This is a genomic window from Pseudomonas sp. 51_B, assembly GCF_017491595.1.
Lineage (GTDB): Bacteria > Pseudomonadota > Gammaproteobacteria > Pseudomonadales > Pseudomonadaceae > Aquipseudomonas > Aquipseudomonas promysalinigenes.
Window position 1 is genome coordinate 563,910 of record NZ_JAFGYW010000001.1, and the last position, 17,092, is coordinate 581,001.

Here is a 17,092-nt window from a genome sequence, read left to right on the forward strand (position 1 = left end):
GGCATCGGCTGAGGTGCTTTGGCACTCATATTTACCCCTCAAGTTGTTGATCGAACTCAACCCATTGTACCTTGGAAGCATCGATTACTACGAACTCCGCTCCGTTTGGCTTTGCCTCGCCTGTATCGTTGAGCCATGCAGGGTTCTGAATAACAAATTGACCTTGAGTAGGCTCAGACGGCCATTCGGCTGGCCAGCCGTAAAGGCGACGCTCATCATTGAGATGCAGCACAACAAACCGTTGGCGCCTAGCGAAGGTACTGTACCACTCGTTAGGGTATGAGGTCTTAACCGTGATGCCCATCTTTCGCAGCCATTCGTGCAGCTTGTCGCTTGTCGAAAGCCAACAGGAAAGGAGACCCAAGGCGACAGAGACAGCAAAGGACCAAACTGCTTCGGACTTTGCATCCCATTTACCAATGACAAAACCTTTAGACCCGATCCAAACGCACAAGGAGCCAAAGGTGAGTACAAAACCATGGATGACAAAAGTAAAAATCAACGCCTGGACGATTTGCCCGAACGTATCTGGCCTTTTAAATGCCGTAAGGCAATAAAAAATCCAAGCTGCCAGAAAGCCGGGGATCAAGTACTGCAATAACGGAATGACTTCCTTAACTAAATCGTCCATTTAACTCTGCGCCTTTTTGACATTCCATCGTAATACCCCATCCAGCCCCAAATTGCCACCATCCCGCATCCGGCCAAGGAGAGCGGCGCATGCATGGAGTACCGCAATGCAAGTCGAAACCTCGACCGTCACCAAGCTGCTGATCACCGGCGCCGAAGGCCTGGACCCGATCAGCGTCTACCTCGAAGACTTCGAGCCCTGCAAAGGCAAGATCACCGTCAGCTGCTACGACAAGACTTGGCACGCCTACTGGGGCGGCATGTGGGATGGCCTGACCATCGGCCAGTTCTTCTGCAAGCTGCACGACGCCTACATCATCGGCCACTTCGACCGGTCGCTGAGCTCTCGCCGGTTCAGCGCTGAAGCGCTGGCCGACAAAGCGCGAAAGGTGATCGTGCAAATGCGGCGTGATCGGGATTTGGACGCAGAAGACGCCCGGAGCCTGCTCGACGAGGCTGAGGATGTTCGCCACAGCAGCTCGCTCGATGAGTGCGGAGGCGCCCACCGCGAGTTCATGCACAGAGTGTTCGGTGACGACTGGTGGAACCTTCCTGCCGATGCCATGGAGCCGAACCCGGATTGGGTCTACCTCTGCCGCATCATCGAGACGGTGCAGCAGGCCCTGACCAAGCAGTACCCGATCGCAGCCTGACCCTCCGGCGCTTCCCGCCAGCGCCTTAACACTTTCCGCCGAGGGCGGGTGGCAAGGCTGTGAAGAACCAGTAGATCCCAGTTCCTAAGACCAAGGTCCACCGGCTTTCGGGGTTGAGAAACATCCCGACCACGCCAAGTGCGATCAGTGCAACGCCAGCCCACCGTCTGCGCTTCGGGTTAAACCATAGCTGGAACGCTCGAAGCCTTTCGCGCAACCCCATTACCACTCTCCTTGTTTAGTAAGCGGCGAAGCATATCACTCCGCGCTGCCCGCCAGCGCCTTCCCCTATTCAACGATAACGCCTCCCCGGCGAGGGCGGCGCCTGCACGCATGGAGCCACAATGGCCGAACACAACATCGTCAGCATGAGCGGCGGGAAGGACAGCACAGCCACGCTGCTGGTGGCCCGCGAGCTGGAAGTGCCTAACCTCAGCGCCGTGTTCGCAGACACCGGCCACGAGCACCCGGCCACCTATGACTACGTGCACTACCTGGCAGAAGCCACCGGCGTGCCGATCCGTTGGGTCAGGGCGGACTTTTCCAGGCAGATCGCTGGCAAGCGCAAGTTCATCGAAACGAAGTGGCGCGAGAAAGGAGTGCCGGAAGCAGTTGTAGTCGGCGCGCTGGAGGTACTGCACCCGACTGGCAACCCATTCCTGGACATGTGTCTATGGAAGGGCCGGTTCCCCAGCACGAAGGCTCGCTTCTGCACTGATGAGCTCAAGCGAAACCCAATCATCGAGCAGGTCTTCATGCCACTCATGGATGGCAACAACATGATCTTGTCTTGGCAAGGCGTGCGTGCCGAAGAATCCCTGGACCGCCGCTACCTGCCGGAATGCGACGAGGTTGGCGGCGGCCTGTTCAACTACCGTCCAATCCTTAAATGGCCGGTTGCTGCTGTCTTCGAAGCCCACCGCGCCACGGACATCAAGCCAAACCCGCTGTACCTCCAAGGCTGCAACCGCGTCGGCTGCATGCCCTGCATTATGTGCGCGAAGGACGAACTGCGTGAGATCGCAGCAAGATGGCCCGAGGAAGTCGACAGGGTCCGCGAGTGGGAACGACTGGTAAGCCACGCCAGCAAGCGCGGTGCCACAACCTTTTTCCCTGCGGTCAACGATCCGACGGTGAGTTCAGACGACCAAATTAGCGCCACCACCCACGGTATCGACCGCATGGTCGACTGGGCCAATACAGCACGCGGCGGTCGCCAGTTCGACATGGTCGACCTGATAGCCCGCAACGATAGCAAACAGAAATGCTCTTCGGCCTACGGGCTATGCGAATAAAGTCCGCTAGTCGAGCAGGTCATCTAGCAAAGAGTCTATATCCGAGGCTTTTTCGCGGGCAGCTTCAAAAAGCTGACGAAGCATGGGTGAATACTGAGAGTAATCACTCACAATAACGTCCCCTACAAGCACTCCAAAATGTAGAGTAGTGGTCCAGTTAAAAATGTCTTCATCAGTCCAGTACTTCTCGCGCTGTTCATAGACCACCAATGTCTTGCCCTTGTATCGCGCTTCGAGATAGATAGGAACAAAGTTTTCGGTGGCTTTAGTCAGAGACGCTGGGGGCTGCTCGGCACGCCAACCGACCTCCCCTTTATATGTTGCTTTCAGAACCTGCTCGACGAGCCTTAGCATCTTATCTTCTGTGTTCACCGCTGCCTCCAACTCGAATCTTTGTGTGCACCTTCAATCTGCACGATCATTCCATTTAGCTCTCGAGCGATTGCCCAGGCATCAGCCACACTGATATCTGAAACGTCTCCCGAAAAGAAGTAAAATTTCTTACGCTCCACTTTTGCCAACACGTTGAGCAGAGACTTTTTTTCGTCCGACTGAAGCTTTCCTTTGAGGTTTACAAGGCGCCCCTTAATTTTAGATATCGCCAAATGAACCCTTTTTTCATCAGTCGTGGATGCCTCCCACTCTCTGATCGACTTCAGCAACTCTTCTGAGTCTTTCGAAAGCTCAGGAATAATTTCCCCGATTCTCACTCGATTGAAGAAGTACTCTTTGATTTTCCGAGCCTGCCACCCTACCCAACCAGTTACAAAGAAGCCAAACACCGAAAGCATATCGGCCACCCCAGCGAACCAGTTTGGCAAAGTCCAATCACCCATCGCCAGCTCCCTATAAATGTGCCTTCGCCGAATCGTCCCGGTCAGTTCCGATTATGCCACTCCCAGATTCATGAGGAATCCCCATGCCCACAGAAAACCGATCCAGCAACACCGAGATGGTCAGCGTGCCGCCATACATTGGCCTGGAGCCGCTGGTTGGACTTTACTACCCCGCCCAATGCCGTAGCTGCGGCTGGGTTGGCAGCTCAGAAGAGTTGACCGAAGACGATGCGCAGTGCACCCGCGACATTGGCGATCGCCTTTGCCTCGGCGACTGCGACGAGCTCGGACGGGATGATCTGCTTAGTATCATTCAGGCTATGGCCCAGCCAGCCCCGCAGCCCCACCCCGACCCTATAGCCTGGATGGTTGGTACTGCCTTCTGGTGGACCAAAGAAGAGGCAGAGAGGGATGCGGAAGAGACTGGGCTACCGATAGTTGGCCTTGGGCCGATGTCGGAGTCGATCAAGCCGGCGATTCCGGAGGACTACTGCCTGATGCCAAAGCGGCTCACTGCCGAGAACGGCGCCAAAGCACTGCTGCTCGGCGAGTTTAAGCTGGAGGTCACCCAGGAATGCCCGGAATGCCGCGAACTGGATGAGCCGGTAGAAGGTTGCCAGATATGCGACGGCGAGGGTGAATACGGCCAGCCCCACATCATCCCGTGGGACCAGATCAAGTACATCTACAGCGAAGCTGTCAGGGGTCTCGCGATTCAGCCCAACACCATCCGCGAAACCGCCTGACGCCTGGAGCACATTTGTACTCCGCTCAGCAGCAACCCCTTCTCTATTTCGAGCAGGCGAAATGATCGTGTTGGGGAACAGCATCGGCGGCAACGCGCCGAGCACGGCCAACGCCCCATGCCAACGCCCTAGTCATCGACTCGCCCGGGCGCGAATCGAATGCCTCCTCATGAACGGGCATTCCTGCCGGGGCATACACCCCGATGAACATTTGCGTATTACCTGTCCGCGACAGTCGCACTTGGACATCGATGTACGTGCCATCGTCCAGCGTCTCCTCGTGACCCCTGTGGTGAAGCGTAGGGTCAGACCAGTGCCAGAAAACATCACCGCGAATTCGCATACCGACCGCCTTCGACTTTCGTCTTATCCGATTTGTGTCCTCCCACCTTAGACCTGGTTGCCGTAACCCCGAACAAATAGCTCCGAAATGAGCACTTAATCGGACCACCGGGCCAAATAGCTATACCGAACCCTTTTTCTTGTACAACTTTTGCCGCGATATGGCGGCCAAGGATTTCCTGTGTCCGAAAAAATTGAGTTGGATCTCGACGCCATCGAAGCAGCAGCCAGGGCCGCAACGCCGCAAGACTTCGTCAGCGCCCAAGTCGGCGGGGCCGAGGAAGGCTGGATGGAATGCCCTGGGTGTGGCGGTGAAGGCTCCGTCGAGCTGACCGCCGACTACCTGAACTACGACGGAGTAGCCTTGGGCGTGCAGTTCTACGGGATCGGTGAACCGCACGTTCACGCTGAGGCCTACTACCGCGCCGCGCGGCCTGCAGTCATGTTGGCCCTCATTGCAGAAGTTCGCGCCCTCCGGGCTGACGCAGAGCGATACCGCTGGTTGCGCGACCCGGACGGACAGGAGGACTTGGGCAGCGAGTACAACATGCCTCCCATCATCTGCGGTTACGCCGAGCATGAGGACATCCTTGTCAAAGGCTCGCTAGACCGCGCGATCGACCAGGGCATGGAGGCGCTCAAGCAATGACCCGCCTCGCCCTCTGCCTCCTGCTGCTGGCCACCGGCGCCAGCGCAACCGAGAACGTCATCGACGTGCAGCACGACAGCCAGCGCGGCGTGACCTGCTACCTGCTGAATGGGGTCGGCATCAGCTGCATCCCCGACAGCCAGCTGCAGGCCGGCAACCAGCGCCAGCTCTCCCCGCACGAAACCCAACCCGAACCTACACCCGCTATGGCGCCTGGGCGCTGGATTGATGAGAGGTATGAGCTGTGAAGGCACTTTCAATCAGACAACCATGGGCCTGGCTGATCATCAGCGGTGGCAAAGACATCGAGAATCGAACCTGGCATACCAAGTTCCGAGGCCGCTTCTTAGTACACGCCGCCAGCGGCATGACTCGCCGTGAATTTCTCTCGGCCTTTGATTTCATGGCCCGTAGGGGGATCAAGCCGCCCTTCCCGGTGCCGCCTGACAACTTGCTGCGAGGCGGGATCATTGGCTCAGTTGAGCTTGTGGACAGCGTCGACCATAGCGAATCGCCCTGGTACATGGGCGAGAAAGGGTTCGTGCTACGCGATCCAAAGCCGCTCCCCTTTGTCCCGATGAAGGGTCGCCTAGGATTCTTTGATGTGCCAGGCGAGGTGCTGCCGTGACCGACCTGATCGAAGTGAGAGTATCCAACCTAGTCGGCGCGGCGTTGGACTGGGCGGTGGCCAAGGCTGAGGGCTACACCCAAGACAGCGAAGATCACACCTGCATCATCAGCCCACAGGGCGAGCCTGCTAGCTGTACCGTTCGCGGTGCCGCTTTGGGATATGGCTACCGGCCCTCTACTAGTTGGGCCCAGGGCGGGCCGCTTATCGACAAGCATCACGCTAGCGCCCACTACCAGGCTCATCTAGCAGATGCTCAGTGTCGTTACAGTGCGGGCCCAGCAGATAGCGGCTTTTGGTGCTACGGCCCAACCGCCCTGGTCGCCTTCTGTCGCAGTCTCGTCAAGGCAAAGCTTGGCGATATCGTTCAGGTGCCGAAGGAGCTGATGTCATGACCGAACAAAGCAAAAAGGAATTCTACTCTGTCGATCAGGCCTCTCAGCATGCTGCTGAATGGTGCAGACGCAATCCTGCATGGCGCAGGATCTGTGATATCCCCGATATCTCCGTATTTGAAAAAACCTACGATGAGATCCCAAAGCGCGAGCGCTCCTACTGGGAAAAGAACGGCGGCGAAGAATGCTGGCGTGAATTCGGCGTCGGAGGAACCAAAGTGCCTACTGGATTCATCTCTGGAAAGGGTGAGTTCTTCGACCATGTCCTGAAAGTGCCACTCCATCACAACATGATGATGGTGTACCGCGTGGGCAAGGCGTGGAAGCCATGATCTCCCTCGCCTATATGGCCTACCTGATATACAGGGGGCCGCGATGACGGAAATGAGCAAGATCTACCCGCACATGACGGAGAAGGAAGAGCAGGAGCACTTCAGGAAGCTGCTCGCCGAGGAGGAGCGCCAGCGCATCGAGCAATTTGCATTGCTCAAAGCCGAAGACCATCACACCCATTGCCGCGATTGCGGCCGGTTCGTCGACAAAAGCCGCTGGCTACTCAAGACCTCGGCTTGGGCGCAGCGCGGCCAGCGCCCTCTATGCGCACCCTGCTTCTCCGAATACGACTTCGAATACTAACCCCTCCCAAACTACTCAAGCCCGCCGACATGCGCGGGCGAGGATTTCCTATGTCCGCAACCAACCGATTCCACCAGGTAGCCAACGATGCGCTGGTGATGATCAGCGAAAACCTTAACCCAGACGCGAAACTGGCCCTGGTGATCTACACACCCGGCGAGCCAGAGCTGGACATCGTTTTAAAGGACGGCGGGCTAAACGTAGATGAAGTCGTGAACACGCTGCGCCGGCGCGGTGGCCTCAGCCTAGATGGCGACAACGTCTACAAGCGCTCGGTCTGTGACGTCATCATCGGCGCCCTTGCCACAGGCAAACAGAACAACAACCCACCGCCTGCCGATCACTGGGGCCTTGAGTTTTGGGATATCGGTCGCGCCGAGGGCGCACTGCAGGAGGAGTTGGTGCAGGCGCTGCGCCTGGTGCGCAAAGAGCTGGACGCCTGCCAGCGAGTGATCCACTACGCCGGAGGCTTCACGCCTGCCTACGTCGATGATGCCCAAGTCGCTATCAAGGTGGCTGACTCGGTGCTCGCGAAAATACCTGCCTGACCACCAACCTGCCGCCACCGGCGGCGCGGAGATCATCCATGAACACCCATTTCCTGCTGATGGCCCAGTACGGCGGCCAGGCAATCATCCCGCTCGAGCGCGTGTGCCTCGACTATTTCAGCCACCTGACCCCGGAGAAGATGAAGGGCAAGGTGGCCAGGGGCGAGATAAACCTGCCGCTCGTCTGCATGGAGAGCAGCCAAAAGTCCGCCCGTGGCGTTCACCTGAACGACCTGGCCGCCTACCTTGACGCGCAACACCAGAAGGCCAAGACCGAGCACGACAAGCTCATGGGGCGCGGCCTTCGACGCGTCTCGTGATCCTCTTCTGGGCCTCGATCACGGGGCCCGTTATCACCCTCTCGATCCATTCCCATCCTTTATATGGATCGCCATTCCCCCGCAGGTGCGTATAGCGCCGCATCGAGTTCCAATCCCGGTGACCGGAAACAGAGGCCACCTTCGGGATATCCCACCCCATTTCGAAAAGTCGGCTGACGCCATCATGGCGGAGGTCGTGAAAGTGCAGGTCATCCACCTCCAGGAAGTTGCAAGCCCTGGTGAATGAGGCGGAGACCGACTTCGAGTTGTACGGAAACACCTCGTCAGCTACCCGCGGCATCGACTGAAGGATTCGCCATGCCTCGTCAGGGATGTGGCACCAAACGTCGTTGCCGTACTTCTGACCTGGGTTCTTCATGTCGGTGATCAGGGCCGACTGGTCCTTCTCGTTCAGTGCGTCCCAGCGGATGCGCGTGATCTCCTCCTGCCGACGAGTGGAGAACAGCGCGAACAGCACCACCCGCAGCATATCGATCTCCTGCTTGCGGCGGTCTCGCATCTCCTCGAAGTACTTAAGGAGCTTTTCCAGCTCATCCAGTGTCGGCCGCCTGTTGCGCTCACGACTTTTGCTGACTGCGCCCATCTTGCGCAGCACCTTTCGGGCGTCAGGCATGGCGTGGGGGTCGACCTCATAACCCCAGGCGGGCCTGGCCACGGACAGGACGGCGCCGAGGTGGGCCAGGTCGTTGCCAACGGTCTGGGCTTGGATGCCGTCCTTCTCCATACGCCACATCGCGTACTCGACCAGCTTCTGGCTCGTCAGATCAGTGTCGGTGACGTCGCCCAGCCAGGTTTCCTTTATCGCATTGAGGGTGGCGCGTTTGGTCTTGCCCAACGGCCGCAGCTTCTCGTATTGGTCGAGGTATCGCTCAACCATGTGCTTTACCGTGACGCCGCTCCGATTCGCCTTCTCGATCGCGCCCGGCTCGTGCAGTTCGGCCTCGCGCTTTCGAATCCAGGCCTGGGCCGTAGTCTTCCGATCGAAGGTCTGGCTTTCCTGATAGACTTTCACGCCCTTGCGCATGATCCTGATCTGGGCGTCGTAGGTGGTAGACCCGTCTTTCCTTTTGCGGGTAGTGATAGTGCCCATTTTGCTAAATCCTCCGGTGCCTTTGCTGAAATTCAGCAACGGGGTTTGGAGAATAAGCAAAAAAGGTAGTAAACGATAGAGAATGAGAGAAACCCGAATGCACCCCGAAACACCAGAAAACGCGGCCCGCCCAATGGATACGGTAGTAAGGCGGTTTTCTGTTGCTCCGATGATGGACTGGACCGACCGCCACTGTCGTTTCTTTCTGCGCCTACTTTCCAAGCACACCCTGCTGTACACCGAAATGGTCACCACCGGCGCCCTGTTGCACAACGACGCCGAGCGCTTTCTGCGTCACGACGCTTCCGAACACCCCTTGGCGCTACAACTAGGTGGGAGCGTGCCGGCCGACCTGGCCGCCTGCGCCAAACTGGCAGAGCAAGCTGGCTATGACGAGGTCAACCTCAACGTCGGCTGCCCAAGCGACCGGGTGCAGAACAACATGATCGGCGCCTGCCTGATGGCACACCCGGCGCTGGTGGCCGACTGCGTGAAGGCCATGCGGGACGCTGTTACCACGCCCGTGACAGTCAAACATCGTATCGGTATCAACGGCCGTGACAGCTACGCCGAGTTGTGCGACTTCGTTGGCCAGGTACGTGAGGCGGGTTGCAGAAGCTTTACCGTGCATGCGCGAATCGCGATTCTGGAGGGGCTGTCGCCGAAGGAAAACCGCGAGATTCCACCCCTGCGCTATGACGTGGCGGCGCAGTTGAAAACAGACTTCCCCGACCTTGAGATCGTGCTCAATGGCGGTATCAAGACCCTGGCAGAGTGCCAAGCGCACCTTGAGACCTTCGATGGCGTGATGCTGGGGCGTGAGGCGTACCACAACCCATACCTGTTGGCCGACGTCGACCAGCAACTGTTTGGTAGCCAGGCGGCGGTAGTGACGCGCAGTGAGGCCCTCGAGCAGCTGCGGCCTTACATCGTGGCGCACATGGAAAGCGGCGGCGCGATGCATCACATTACCCGGCATATTCTGGGGCTCGGCCAGGGGTTCCCAGGAGCCCGGCGGTTCCGGCAGTTGTTGTCGGCGGACATTCACAAGGCGGCGCAGCCGCTGGAGGTGTACGATCAAGCAGCGCAGTTGATGCAAGGGCGGTAAGAGGCAAGGTTAGCGTCGGCGGATTAGGGGCCTCGGCCCGCGGTCTTCAGCGTAGTTGCTATCGAACGTCGCCGGCGCGGCACATCGCGAGCCGCGCTCGCCTACGCGTTAATTTAGGGCCGCCAGCCCTGGGGTTTTGGAGCACAGCCTGTGCAAGATCAAGCCCCAGGGAACCTCACGCCAGCGCCCGACTCGAATCATCACCGTCGCCAATCACGCCCTACCCCGCTGGCCCCTTGAGCGCCCGTCGGGGCTCGGGTAATGTCGAGTAAATGCACAGGACAGAGCACGCCAATGACCTCCAAGCTGGAACAACTCAAGCAGTTCACCACCGTGGTTGCCGATACCGGGGACCTGGATGCCATCAGCCGCCTCAAGCCGGTCGACGCCACCACCAACCCGTCGCTGTTGCTCAAAGCCGCTGCCATCCCAGGCTATGCCGAGCTGCTCAAGCAGGTGAAAGCCGATGCCAAGGGCAATGTCGACCTGGCCTGCGATAAATTCGCCGTGGCGGTGGGCTCTGGCATTCTCAAGGTCATCCCGGGCCGTATTTCCACCGAGGTGGACGCACGTCTATCGTTCGATGAGCCTGCCTTGCTGAACAAAGCGCGGCAACTGATCGACCTATACCAGGCTGCTGGCGTTTCGAAAGACCGCGTGCTGATCAAGCTGGCCTCCACCTGGGAAGGCATCCGCGCCGCCGAAAAGCTGGAAAAGGAAGGCATCCAGACCAATCTGACTCTGCTGTTCTCCTTCGCCCAGGCCCAGGCCTGCGCCGATGCCGGCGTGTTTCTGATTTCACCGTTCGTAGGTCGCATCTACGACTGGTACAAGAAAAGCACCGGCGAGGAGTACGTTGGTGCCGATGACCCTGGCGTGCAGTCGGTCACTCGCATCTACAACTACTACAAGGCCAATGGTTATAACACCGTGGTCATGGGCGCCAGCTTCCGCAATATCGGCCAGATCGAACAGCTGGCTGGCTGCGACCGCCTGACCATCAGCCCGGAGCTGCTGGACAAGCTCAGCAGCGATGAGGGTGAGCTGCCGCAAATGCTCAAGCCGGGCAATGCCGGCGAGCCCAAGCAGGTGCTGACGGAAAGCCAATTCCGCTGGGCGATGAACGAAGACGCCATGGCCACCGAGAAGCTGGCCGAAGGCATCCGCCAGTTTGCGCGGGATCAGGAAAAACTCGAGAAGTTGATGGCCGAATAAGCCTCAAACTTCTCTAGCTTTCTGGCCGGGCGGGAAATGCTGAGCATTCCCGCCCGTTTTATTTGCGCCCTAGGGCTGGGGACTTGTGCAGGCCTCGACGGCGTTATCGCGGGTAGACCCACTGTTGGTGGCTGGTAGTGGCCCGTGGTAGCGGTTCGCACAGATGCCTTGTGGCAGCGGCGTAGCCGCGAACAGGACCTGGCAGGCCCTATCTCAAGTGCGCTCGAGGGCGTTCACCAAATCATGAAAAGCTTCGCGATTGGAGTCGTTGAGCCCCATCAGAATCTTGTGCGCCTCAAGGACTTTGGAACGCACCACGTCTTCGTTCTGATCCTGTGATGGCAGATCGGTCAGGCACTCAGGGCGGGGCATGGGGCGGTCGACGATATTGAACACTTGATCGAAGCCCATAGACTGCAGCAGACGTGAAATATCCGGGTTGGTGGTAACCACCGTCGGCAACAGGCCAACCTTCTGCCGCGACAGGATCGACAGCTTGGCCAGCAGGCCCAAGGTGGTGCTGTCGATACTTTCGGTTTCAGTCAGGTCGATGACAATGGTCGAGAAATTCAGTGCAGTGAAAATCTTCTCGATCGTTGCATCCAGCGCCGAACACAGGGTCAGGCGCACTTCTCCGACGAATTTCAGTACAAAGGTACCGCTCTGCTCGGCGAACTGGATTCTACCGGTACTCATTGAAGGTTCCTGCTCAACACCAATAGGGCGATATCATCCGGCATCTCCCCAAGCGTAGCCAATCCAAATCGTTGTCGCAGCCCATCCAGGCTACCACCCGCTGCCTTGACGATCTCCGGCAAGGCCGCCTCTTTATCTTTGAGCGTATGCCCTGGCAAAAGGTCCAGGATGCCATCGGACGTAAGGCTCAGGCTGAACTGCGACGGCAGTTCGATCACCTGGTCCTGGTAGCTCGCTTCATCGAATAACCCCACCGGCAACCCGCGGCCTTCCAGATAGCGCGCTTGGCCTGGGGTATACAACACCGGCAACGGCAGGTGGCCTCCCACGGCGTAGGTCAGTAGGCCGGTTTCTTCATCGATCACGCCACCGACCATGGTTACATGCTTGCCCAGCTTGCTGTTGATCAGGCCACGGTTGATGTGGCTAAGCACCTCGGACGGCTTGAACTCACGCAGCTTGCTGCTGCGCTTGAATTCGAACAACAGCCGAGTGGTCATGAACTTCAGCAGCACCGTCACGAACGCCGACGATGCTCCGTGCCCGGATACATCGGCCAAGTAGAAGACGATCCGCCGCTCGTCCACCCGAAAATAGTCGACGAAGTCACCAGACAGGTACAACGATGGGATGATCTGGTGCTCGAAGGTGAACTCACCGAGCTTCCAGGGGCTCTCCGGGAGCATGTTCATCTGCACCTGGCGACCAGCGGTCTGGTCTTCCTGCAGCAGGTGCAGGCTGGCCTCCAGCTCGCGATTGGCCGCCTCGAGCTTGTCACGGTAACGCTGGTTCTCCAGCACCAACCGCGAACGGTCAAGTGCACGGCGTACCGAGTGCTCGAGCACTGCCAGGTCTTCAAGCGGTTTGATCAGGTAATCGGCAGCGCCAAGGCGCAAGGCCTCGACCGCGTCACTCATCACGCCGGCACCGGACACCACGATCACCGGCAATTGTGGAGCGCGCTCGCTGATCTGGCGGATCAGTTCGAGCCCGCCCATCTGCGGCATGCGCAGATCGCAGATCACGAGGTCGGGCTGGTGTTCTTCGAAGACCTGGAGCCCCTGCTGGCCATTCCCGGCCTGGAGGACGCTGAAGCCGCTGTCTTCCAGATAGGCGGCGAGGCTTGCACGGACCACGTCGTCATCATCGATGATCAGCAGCGTTGCACTGATTTTCTGCATGTGGGCGAACGGCGCCGATTGGGGTTGGTGCAGCGGTGTCGGCAAAGCGGACACCCAACTGCTGGAATACTCTGTGGTAACGCTCTACTTGAGTTGTAGGCCAATAACCGGGCCCAGGCAACCAATCGAGATACCGTGTCAGGCGCAGACGGTACTCCCATCCGTCAGGCGTTTCAAGCGTACGTCGGTCGAGTTGGCCGCTCTTTACAGGGCAAATCACCGAGAGTTATAAGAAAGCTCATTCGTACAACCTGTTGGGAAGGATGCAGCATGCCCCAGACGCCCTCCAGCCATAGCGAGAAACGCGATTTCATCCGCATGCGGATCGATACCGAGGTGAGCCTTCTGCACGAAGGACAGGTCATTGCCGCACTGTGCCTGGACCTTTCCAGCAGCGGCATGCAGGTGCAGGCGGCGCAGCACTTCAGGGTTGGCGACCAACTGGAGGTGCGTATCGACTCCGAGCACGCGGCACTCAAGGGCCTGCACGCCAGCACCGAAGTGGTCTGGATCGCCGATCAGGCCGATGGTCAGCAAAAACTGGGCCTGCGCATCCTGGCGATGCATTGAACTGTTACAAAAACGGCGACCCGCAGGCCGCCGTTTATCATCGCTCACCAATCAGAAGTCATCTTCGACTTCACCGTCCTTGACCTTGAACTCGCGGTTCTGCAGGTAGGCATTGCGAATGAAGATGTACTTGTCACCCTGCATCAGCTTCTCGGCCGACAGCAGGCTGGCGCGGGTGTCGACCACATTGAGGGCGAAGACCGAATTGCGCACCGGCACATCGTTGATGTAACGGTAGGGCTCGGTATAGCTGTCTGGGTACTTGGCCAGCCCGTCACGCACGGTGCTCGGCCCCAGTAACGGGATCACCACGTACGGGCCGCTGGGCACACCCCAGCGCCCCAGGGTCTGGCCGAAGTCTTCGTCGTTGCGCTGCAGGCCCATCTTGGTGCCCACATCGAAGAAGCCGCCAATGCCAAATACGGTATTGACGATCAACCGCGCCGTGTCCACGCCCGCTGCATGGGGCTTGAACTGCAGCACATCGTTGGCCAGGTTGCTGACGTCGCCTACGTTGTTGAACATATTGTGGATGCCATCCTGCAGAAACTGCGGGGTGACCCACTGATAACCCTTGGCCAATGGCTTGAGGCCATAGGTGTCGATGGTATCGTTGAAACGGAAGATGGGGCGGTTTACCGCTTCCCAAGGGTCTTCCTCGGTAGCAGCGTGAGTGGCTGCAACGGGCGCCAGCAGCAAGCTGGCGCAGACACAGGCCTGGGTGACACGCTCGATCACACCGGCACCGATCCTACGCATAGATGTTCTCCATCGATTTTCTCGGCCGCATACGCAACGGGTGCGCTGCTGTAAGGCGGCAGTATAGAGCCTTGCTCGCTGATAAACAGCTTTACACATTTTTGCTCAATATTTTGTGAACATCTGTTGCCGTCACGGCCCGGTAACAATAGCGCAATAACCTGCAGGTTATTTCAGGAGCGTTACCATGCTCGCTGCACCTGCCATCACCGCTGTACTATTCGGCCTGCGCGGCTGCCTGGTTCAGGCCAGCGCCAGCGGCCCCCTGCCCGCCCCTGGCGCCCTGCAGATGCTGGCTGGCCTGCGTGATGCGCAGGTGCCATGCATCTGGCTAGACGACCTGAGCAGCCTGCAGAGCGAGCGGTTGGCCAGTGTGTTACCGCGTTGGCTGACGGGCCACGCTGCCAACGCGGCGCCATGGCCTGCACCGAACGCTTGCTGGCAGGCACTGATGAGCATCAACAGCGAACGCCTCGAAGGCTGCGTGCTGGTCAGCGGTGAGCCAAAACTGCTGCAGTCAGGCCTGAACGCAGGCCTGTGGACAGTGGGGCTGGCGGGCTGCAGCCCTGCGTGCAGCGTTGGCGCTGTGCAGTGGCAAGCTATGACCCAGCACGAGCAGGATCTGGCGCGTGGCAGAGCCACCTTGGCGCTGTATAGCCTGGGGGTGCACTCAGTGATCGATCACCTGGAAGAACTGGACACCTGCCTTGCGGACATCGCCATGCGCTGCAGCAAAGGCGAAAAACCCTGATACAGCACCCTTGATGCGGATCATGCAAAGCGTCAGCGAGTGGATTACGCTAGGAAACAGGCGAGAACCTTTGCCGCTTCGCCGAGGTCCATGCCTTGCCAAGCCATTGATGGAGAAAAGCCAATGCCTGCCCGCGAATTGCAAGAGCGCCTGAACAGCCTGCGCGAGCAACTGGATCGCAACATACCGCTTTCTGAAGAAGAACTGGCTGCCCTGCACGAAGAAGCCAGGCAGATAGAAGCGCAGCTGAAACTCGAAGAGGCTACACCGGACAACAACGTGGTCGATGGGGTGAACCTGGCCATCGAACGCTTCGAGGCCGAGCACCCTGACCTGACCGCCACGCTGCGCAGCATCGCCAACTCGTTGCACAGCATGGGCATCTGAAATGATCGGGGGCTGCCTGGCAGCCCCCTCTGTGTCACTGCCTTACCAACCGTACATTCGCCGGGCTGATCGGGCGTGTGCTGCGGTAGGGGTTGATGTCCAGCCCGCCCCTGCGCACATAACGCGCGTAAACGGTCAGATGCTCGGGCTGCAGCAGGTTTTTAAGGTCAAGGTAGATGCGCTCTACGCATTGTTCATGAAAATCGGCATGCTGGCGGAAGCTGATGAGGTAGGTCAGCAGGCTGGCATGGTCCAGTGCGCTGCCCTTGTACTCCACCACCACGCTCCCCCAATCCGGCTGGCCGGTCACCGGGCAGTTTGATTTGAGCAGATGGCTGTGCACCGTCTGCTCGACGATGCGCTGTGGGTCACAACGCAGCAGCTGTGGTTGTGGATGCTCGTAATTGTCGATCGTCACATCCAGCTCATCAATGCACTGCCCAGGCAGTGCGACCACACCCTGAGCCTGCACCTCATCCAAGGTCCGCACCTGCACCGCCACCGGCTTGCCAGCTGCGCCCGACAGGTCTTTTACCAGGCACGCCTGCAGCTCGGCCAGCGAAGCGAACACGGTCTGGTTCAAGGAGTTGAGGTAAAGCTTGAACGATTTGGACTCGATGATATTCGGCGAATCGGCAGGAATGGCAAACTCACCGATAGCCACTACAGGCTTGCCAGAAGGCAGCAGCCAAGACAACTCGAAGCAGTTCCAATAGTCCACGCCGTGCCACGGCAGGGTCTGGGCGGTAACACCCAGCTCTGCCCACTTGGCTGTGCGCGGGATCGGGAACAGCAACGAAGGCGTGTAGGTGGCGATGTATTCGCTGGATTTACCCAGCGGAGAATGTTCGGCAGCGGGATGCATGGAAACTGACCTGAAGGTTCGAAATTGCCCTAGTCTACCGGTTTTACCCGCTACCTTGCAGGCCGGCTTACTCGATGTTCAGCACACCGACCATCCCCGCCTGATAATGCCCCGGCACGTTGCAGGCGAACTCGATGGGTGCAGCCTTGCGGAAGGTCCAAGTCAGTTCTGCACGCTGCCCTGGCGCTACCAGCACGGTGTTGCCGCCTGCGTGACCATGGGCGCCGTGGTCCATAGCCGTGCCAGCGCCGTGCGCCATCTGCGAATGGTCCCTACCCTGCTGCACGCCGCCATTGAACAGCTGGCCCTGCATCGCGAGCATTTCTTTCTGGTGCGCGGCGTGCATTGCCTTATCTCCCAGATTGAACTCGTGGGGCAGCCTGCCTTCGTTGATCAGTACAAAACGCACGGTTTCGCCCGCCTTCACATCCAGGCTTTTTGGCTCGAAGGCGATGTCCTTGAGCACCACTTCGACGGTGCGCGTTGCACTGGCAGCTGGTGCCGGCTCGCCGAAGGCGAACGTAGTGGTCACCCCCGCAAGGCTCGGCAGGCTGACCGAAGCCAGGGCAGCGGCGATGAACAGCTGTTTCATGATGACTCCAATGATCACGACAAGATGCGGCCACTCTAGAGTGGTGCAACTGGCGCTCGGCTGACGGGAAGATTACAACTTTGTCAGCTTGGGCGAAGCTCGAGTGAGTAACGTATCATTCCACCCACCCCATCATCGTGCGCAGGTTTATCCGCTTACGCTGTCGTAAGCGCACCGAA

The 17,092-nt window shown here is 58.9% G+C and carries 26 protein-coding genes; 16 read left to right on the forward strand and 10 right to left on the reverse strand.

The annotated features are described in order from the left end of the window. Positions 1-31 precede the first annotated feature (31 nt). Entirely contained in the window at positions 32-631 is a 600-nt protein-coding gene (locus J5M56_RS02670; RefSeq protein ID WP_207869561.1) for a DUF6338 family protein, read from the reverse strand. Between the two features lie 106 nt (positions 632-737). Between J5M56_RS02670 and J5M56_RS02675 the strand changes: the two genes are divergently transcribed. Together J5M56_RS02675 and J5M56_RS02680 are read left to right on the forward strand one after the other, a co-directional pair. After that, positions 738-1,283: a hypothetical protein gene (locus tag J5M56_RS02675; protein ID WP_207869563.1), complete on the forward strand. Its 546-nt coding sequence runs from the start codon at positions 738-740 to the stop codon at positions 1,281-1,283. Positions 1,284-1,627: 344 nt separating this feature from the next. Further along, the gene (locus J5M56_RS02680; protein ID WP_207869565.1) at positions 1,628-2,578 is read left to right on the forward strand and encodes a phosphoadenosine phosphosulfate reductase family protein; all 951 of its coding nucleotides are present in this window, start codon (positions 1,628-1,630) and stop codon (positions 2,576-2,578) included. A 6-nt stretch (positions 2,579-2,584) separates the two neighbouring features. On the opposite strand, the gene J5M56_RS02685 is transcribed toward J5M56_RS02680, so the two are convergent. Then, positions 2,585-2,950, reverse strand: coding sequence for a hypothetical protein (locus tag J5M56_RS02685; protein WP_207869567.1), 366 nt, complete (start codon positions 2,948-2,950; stop codon positions 2,585-2,587). After that, positions 2,947-3,414, reverse strand: coding sequence for a hypothetical protein (locus J5M56_RS02690; protein WP_207869569.1), 468 nt, complete (start codon positions 3,412-3,414; stop codon positions 2,947-2,949). Before J5M56_RS02690 ends, J5M56_RS02685 begins: the two co-directional genes overlap by 4 nt. An 83-nt stretch (positions 3,415-3,497) precedes the next feature. Here J5M56_RS02690 and J5M56_RS02695 point away from each other — a divergent pair, with 83 nt between their 5' ends. After that, positions 3,498-4,160, forward strand: a complete 663-nt coding sequence (locus J5M56_RS02695) for a hypothetical protein (protein WP_207869655.1) — start codon at positions 3,498-3,500, stop codon at positions 4,158-4,160. A 43-nt stretch (positions 4,161-4,203) separates the two neighbouring features. Here J5M56_RS02695 and J5M56_RS26675 read toward each other — a convergent pair whose 3' ends face one another. Continuing rightward, a complete protein-coding gene (locus J5M56_RS26675) occupies positions 4,204-4,503 on the reverse strand; it encodes a hypothetical protein (protein ID WP_243430419.1) in 300 nt (99 codons plus the stop codon). 180 nt (positions 4,504-4,683) lie between these two features. On the opposite strand from J5M56_RS26675, the gene J5M56_RS02700 reads away from it, so the two are divergent. The 8 genes from J5M56_RS02700 to J5M56_RS02735 are packed head-to-tail and all read left to right on the forward strand — an operon-like array spanning position 4,684 to position 7,678. Then, positions 4,684-5,151 carry a hypothetical protein gene (locus J5M56_RS02700; protein WP_207869571.1) on the forward strand — a complete coding sequence of 156 codons (468 nt, stop codon included), beginning with the start codon at positions 4,684-4,686 and terminating at the stop codon, positions 5,149-5,151. Further along, positions 5,148-5,399 carry a hypothetical protein gene (locus tag J5M56_RS02705; RefSeq protein ID WP_207869573.1) on the forward strand — a complete coding sequence of 84 codons (252 nt, stop codon included), beginning with the start codon at positions 5,148-5,150 and terminating at the stop codon, positions 5,397-5,399. The genes J5M56_RS02700 and J5M56_RS02705 overlap by 4 nt, the downstream gene beginning before the upstream one ends. Beyond that, positions 5,396-5,779, forward strand: coding sequence for an ASCH domain-containing protein (locus J5M56_RS02710; RefSeq protein WP_207869575.1), 384 nt, complete (start codon positions 5,396-5,398; stop codon positions 5,777-5,779). The genes J5M56_RS02705 and J5M56_RS02710 overlap by 4 nt, the downstream gene beginning before the upstream one ends. Beyond that, a complete protein-coding gene (locus tag J5M56_RS02715; RefSeq protein ID WP_207869577.1) occupies positions 5,776-6,174 on the forward strand; it encodes a phage protein NinX family protein in 399 nt (132 codons plus the stop codon). The genes J5M56_RS02710 and J5M56_RS02715 overlap by 4 nt, the downstream gene beginning before the upstream one ends. After that, the gene (locus J5M56_RS02720; protein ID WP_207869579.1) at positions 6,171-6,506 is read left to right on the forward strand and encodes a hypothetical protein; all 336 of its coding nucleotides are present in this window, start codon (positions 6,171-6,173) and stop codon (positions 6,504-6,506) included. The genes J5M56_RS02715 and J5M56_RS02720 overlap by 4 nt, the downstream gene beginning before the upstream one ends. A gap of 43 nt (positions 6,507-6,549) precedes the next feature. Then, positions 6,550-6,810 (forward strand): hypothetical protein, encoded by a 261-nt coding sequence (locus J5M56_RS02725; RefSeq protein WP_207869581.1) that lies wholly within the window; start codon positions 6,550-6,552, stop codon positions 6,808-6,810. Positions 6,811-6,860: 50 nt separating this feature from the next. After that, positions 6,861-7,358 (forward strand): hypothetical protein, encoded by a 498-nt coding sequence (locus J5M56_RS02730; protein WP_207869583.1) that lies wholly within the window; start codon positions 6,861-6,863, stop codon positions 7,356-7,358. Positions 7,359-7,396: 38 nt separating this feature from the next. Then, positions 7,397-7,678: a pyocin activator PrtN family protein gene (locus J5M56_RS02735; protein WP_060476680.1), complete on the forward strand. Its 282-nt coding sequence runs from the start codon at positions 7,397-7,399 to the stop codon at positions 7,676-7,678. Here J5M56_RS02735 and J5M56_RS02740 read toward each other — a convergent pair. Continuing rightward, positions 7,647-8,789, reverse strand: a complete 1,143-nt coding sequence (locus J5M56_RS02740; protein ID WP_207869585.1) for a site-specific integrase — start codon at positions 8,787-8,789, stop codon at positions 7,647-7,649. The genes J5M56_RS02735 and J5M56_RS02740 overlap by 32 nt on opposite strands. A 133-nt stretch (positions 8,790-8,922) precedes the next feature. On the opposite strand from J5M56_RS02740, the gene dusA reads away from it, so the two are divergent. Beyond that, positions 8,923-9,897, forward strand: coding sequence for a tRNA dihydrouridine(20/20a) synthase DusA (gene dusA, locus J5M56_RS02745; RefSeq protein WP_207869587.1), 975 nt, complete (start codon positions 8,923-8,925; stop codon positions 9,895-9,897). Between the two features lie 294 nt (positions 9,898-10,191). Beyond that, on the forward strand, positions 10,192-11,112 hold the full coding sequence (gene tal, locus J5M56_RS02750) for a transaldolase (RefSeq protein ID WP_060476678.1): 921 nt from the start codon (positions 10,192-10,194) through the stop codon (positions 11,110-11,112). A 213-nt stretch (positions 11,113-11,325) separates the two neighbouring features. On the opposite strand, the gene rssC is transcribed toward tal, so the two are convergent. Both rssC and rssB read right to left on the reverse strand, forming a co-directional pair. Further along, positions 11,326-11,808 (reverse strand): anti-sigma factor antagonist RssC, encoded by a 483-nt coding sequence (gene rssC, locus J5M56_RS02755; RefSeq protein WP_060476677.1) that lies wholly within the window; start codon positions 11,806-11,808, stop codon positions 11,326-11,328. After that, positions 11,805-12,989: a two-component system response regulator RssB gene (rssB, locus tag J5M56_RS02760; protein ID WP_186476903.1), complete on the reverse strand. Its 1,185-nt coding sequence runs from the start codon at positions 12,987-12,989 to the stop codon at positions 11,805-11,807. Before rssB ends, rssC begins: the two co-directional genes overlap by 4 nt. Positions 12,990-13,259: 270 nt before the next feature. Here rssB and J5M56_RS02765 point away from each other — a divergent pair, with 270 nt between their 5' ends. Continuing rightward, on the forward strand, positions 13,260-13,559 hold the full coding sequence (locus tag J5M56_RS02765; RefSeq protein WP_060476676.1) for a PilZ domain-containing protein: 300 nt from the start codon (positions 13,260-13,262) through the stop codon (positions 13,557-13,559). A 51-nt stretch (positions 13,560-13,610) separates the two neighbouring features. Here J5M56_RS02765 and J5M56_RS02770 read toward each other — a convergent pair whose 3' ends face one another. Beyond that, positions 13,611-14,318 carry a VacJ family lipoprotein gene (locus J5M56_RS02770; RefSeq protein WP_060476675.1) on the reverse strand — a complete coding sequence of 236 codons (708 nt, stop codon included), beginning with the start codon at positions 14,316-14,318 and terminating at the stop codon, positions 13,611-13,613. Between the two features lie 187 nt (positions 14,319-14,505). Between J5M56_RS02770 and J5M56_RS02775 the strand changes: the two genes are divergently transcribed. Both J5M56_RS02775 and J5M56_RS02780 read left to right on the forward strand, forming a co-directional pair. After that, a complete protein-coding gene (locus J5M56_RS02775) occupies positions 14,506-15,069 on the forward strand; it encodes a hypothetical protein (RefSeq protein WP_060476674.1) in 564 nt (187 codons plus the stop codon). Positions 15,070-15,192: 123 nt separating this feature from the next. Then, positions 15,193-15,456 carry a DUF4404 family protein gene (locus J5M56_RS02780; protein WP_186476747.1) on the forward strand — a complete coding sequence of 88 codons (264 nt, stop codon included), beginning with the start codon at positions 15,193-15,195 and terminating at the stop codon, positions 15,454-15,456. 34 nt (positions 15,457-15,490) lie between these two features. Here J5M56_RS02780 and queF read toward each other — a convergent pair whose 3' ends face one another. Both queF and J5M56_RS02790 read right to left on the reverse strand, forming a co-directional pair. Beyond that, the gene (queF, locus tag J5M56_RS02785; protein WP_207869589.1) at positions 15,491-16,321 is read right to left on the reverse strand and encodes an NADPH-dependent 7-cyano-7-deazaguanine reductase QueF; all 831 of its coding nucleotides are present in this window, start codon (positions 16,319-16,321) and stop codon (positions 15,491-15,493) included. A gap of 67 nt (positions 16,322-16,388) precedes the next feature. Then, a complete protein-coding gene (locus tag J5M56_RS02790; protein WP_207869591.1) occupies positions 16,389-16,913 on the reverse strand; it encodes a cupredoxin family protein in 525 nt (174 codons plus the stop codon). Between the last annotated feature and the right edge of the window lie 179 nt (positions 16,914-17,092).

Excerpts from the sequence above, each read along its gene's own strand:
- J5M56_RS02670 (WP_207869561.1), bottom strand. The coding sequence starts at position 631 with ATGGACGATTTAGTTAAGGAAGTCATTCCGTTATTGCAGTACTTGATC.
- J5M56_RS02675 (WP_207869563.1), top strand. The coding sequence starts at position 738 with ATGCAAGTCGAAACCTCGACCGTCACCAAGCTGCTGATCACCGGCGCC.
- J5M56_RS02680 (WP_207869565.1), top strand. The coding sequence starts at position 1,628 with ATGGCCGAACACAACATCGTCAGCATGAGCGGCGGGAAGGACAGCACA.
- J5M56_RS02690 (WP_207869569.1), bottom strand. The coding sequence starts at position 3,414 with ATGGGTGATTGGACTTTGCCAAACTGGTTCGCTGGGGTGGCCGATATG.
- J5M56_RS02695 (WP_207869655.1), top strand. The coding sequence starts at position 3,498 with ATGCCCACAGAAAACCGATCCAGCAACACCGAGATGGTCAGCGTGCCG.
- J5M56_RS26675 (WP_243430419.1), bottom strand. The coding sequence starts at position 4,503 with ATGCGAATTCGCGGTGATGTTTTCTGGCACTGGTCTGACCCTACGCTT.
- J5M56_RS02705 (WP_207869573.1), top strand. The coding sequence starts at position 5,148 with ATGACCCGCCTCGCCCTCTGCCTCCTGCTGCTGGCCACCGGCGCCAGC.
- J5M56_RS02720 (WP_207869579.1), top strand. The coding sequence starts at position 6,171 with ATGACCGAACAAAGCAAAAAGGAATTCTACTCTGTCGATCAGGCCTCT.
- J5M56_RS02725 (WP_207869581.1), top strand. The coding sequence starts at position 6,550 with ATGACGGAAATGAGCAAGATCTACCCGCACATGACGGAGAAGGAAGAG.
- J5M56_RS02730 (WP_207869583.1), top strand. The coding sequence starts at position 6,861 with ATGTCCGCAACCAACCGATTCCACCAGGTAGCCAACGATGCGCTGGTG.
- J5M56_RS02735 (WP_060476680.1), top strand. The coding sequence starts at position 7,397 with ATGAACACCCATTTCCTGCTGATGGCCCAGTACGGCGGCCAGGCAATC.
- J5M56_RS02740 (WP_207869585.1), bottom strand. The coding sequence starts at position 8,789 with ATGGGCACTATCACTACCCGCAAAAGGAAAGACGGGTCTACCACCTAC.
- dusA (WP_207869587.1), top strand. The coding sequence starts at position 8,923 with ATGGATACGGTAGTAAGGCGGTTTTCTGTTGCTCCGATGATGGACTGG.
- tal (WP_060476678.1), top strand. The coding sequence starts at position 10,192 with ATGACCTCCAAGCTGGAACAACTCAAGCAGTTCACCACCGTGGTTGCC.
- rssC (WP_060476677.1), bottom strand. The coding sequence starts at position 11,808 with ATGAGTACCGGTAGAATCCAGTTCGCCGAGCAGAGCGGTACCTTTGTA.
- rssB (WP_186476903.1), bottom strand. The coding sequence starts at position 12,989 with ATGCAGAAAATCAGTGCAACGCTGCTGATCATCGATGATGACGACGTG.
- J5M56_RS02765 (WP_060476676.1), top strand. The coding sequence starts at position 13,260 with ATGCCCCAGACGCCCTCCAGCCATAGCGAGAAACGCGATTTCATCCGC.
- J5M56_RS02770 (WP_060476675.1), bottom strand. The coding sequence starts at position 14,318 with ATGCGTAGGATCGGTGCCGGTGTGATCGAGCGTGTCACCCAGGCCTGT.
- J5M56_RS02775 (WP_060476674.1), top strand. The coding sequence starts at position 14,506 with ATGCTCGCTGCACCTGCCATCACCGCTGTACTATTCGGCCTGCGCGGC.
- J5M56_RS02780 (WP_186476747.1), top strand. The coding sequence starts at position 15,193 with ATGCCTGCCCGCGAATTGCAAGAGCGCCTGAACAGCCTGCGCGAGCAA.
- queF (WP_207869589.1), bottom strand. The coding sequence starts at position 16,321 with ATGCATCCCGCTGCCGAACATTCTCCGCTGGGTAAATCCAGCGAATAC.
- J5M56_RS02790 (WP_207869591.1), bottom strand. The coding sequence starts at position 16,913 with ATGAAACAGCTGTTCATCGCCGCTGCCCTGGCTTCGGTCAGCCTGCCG.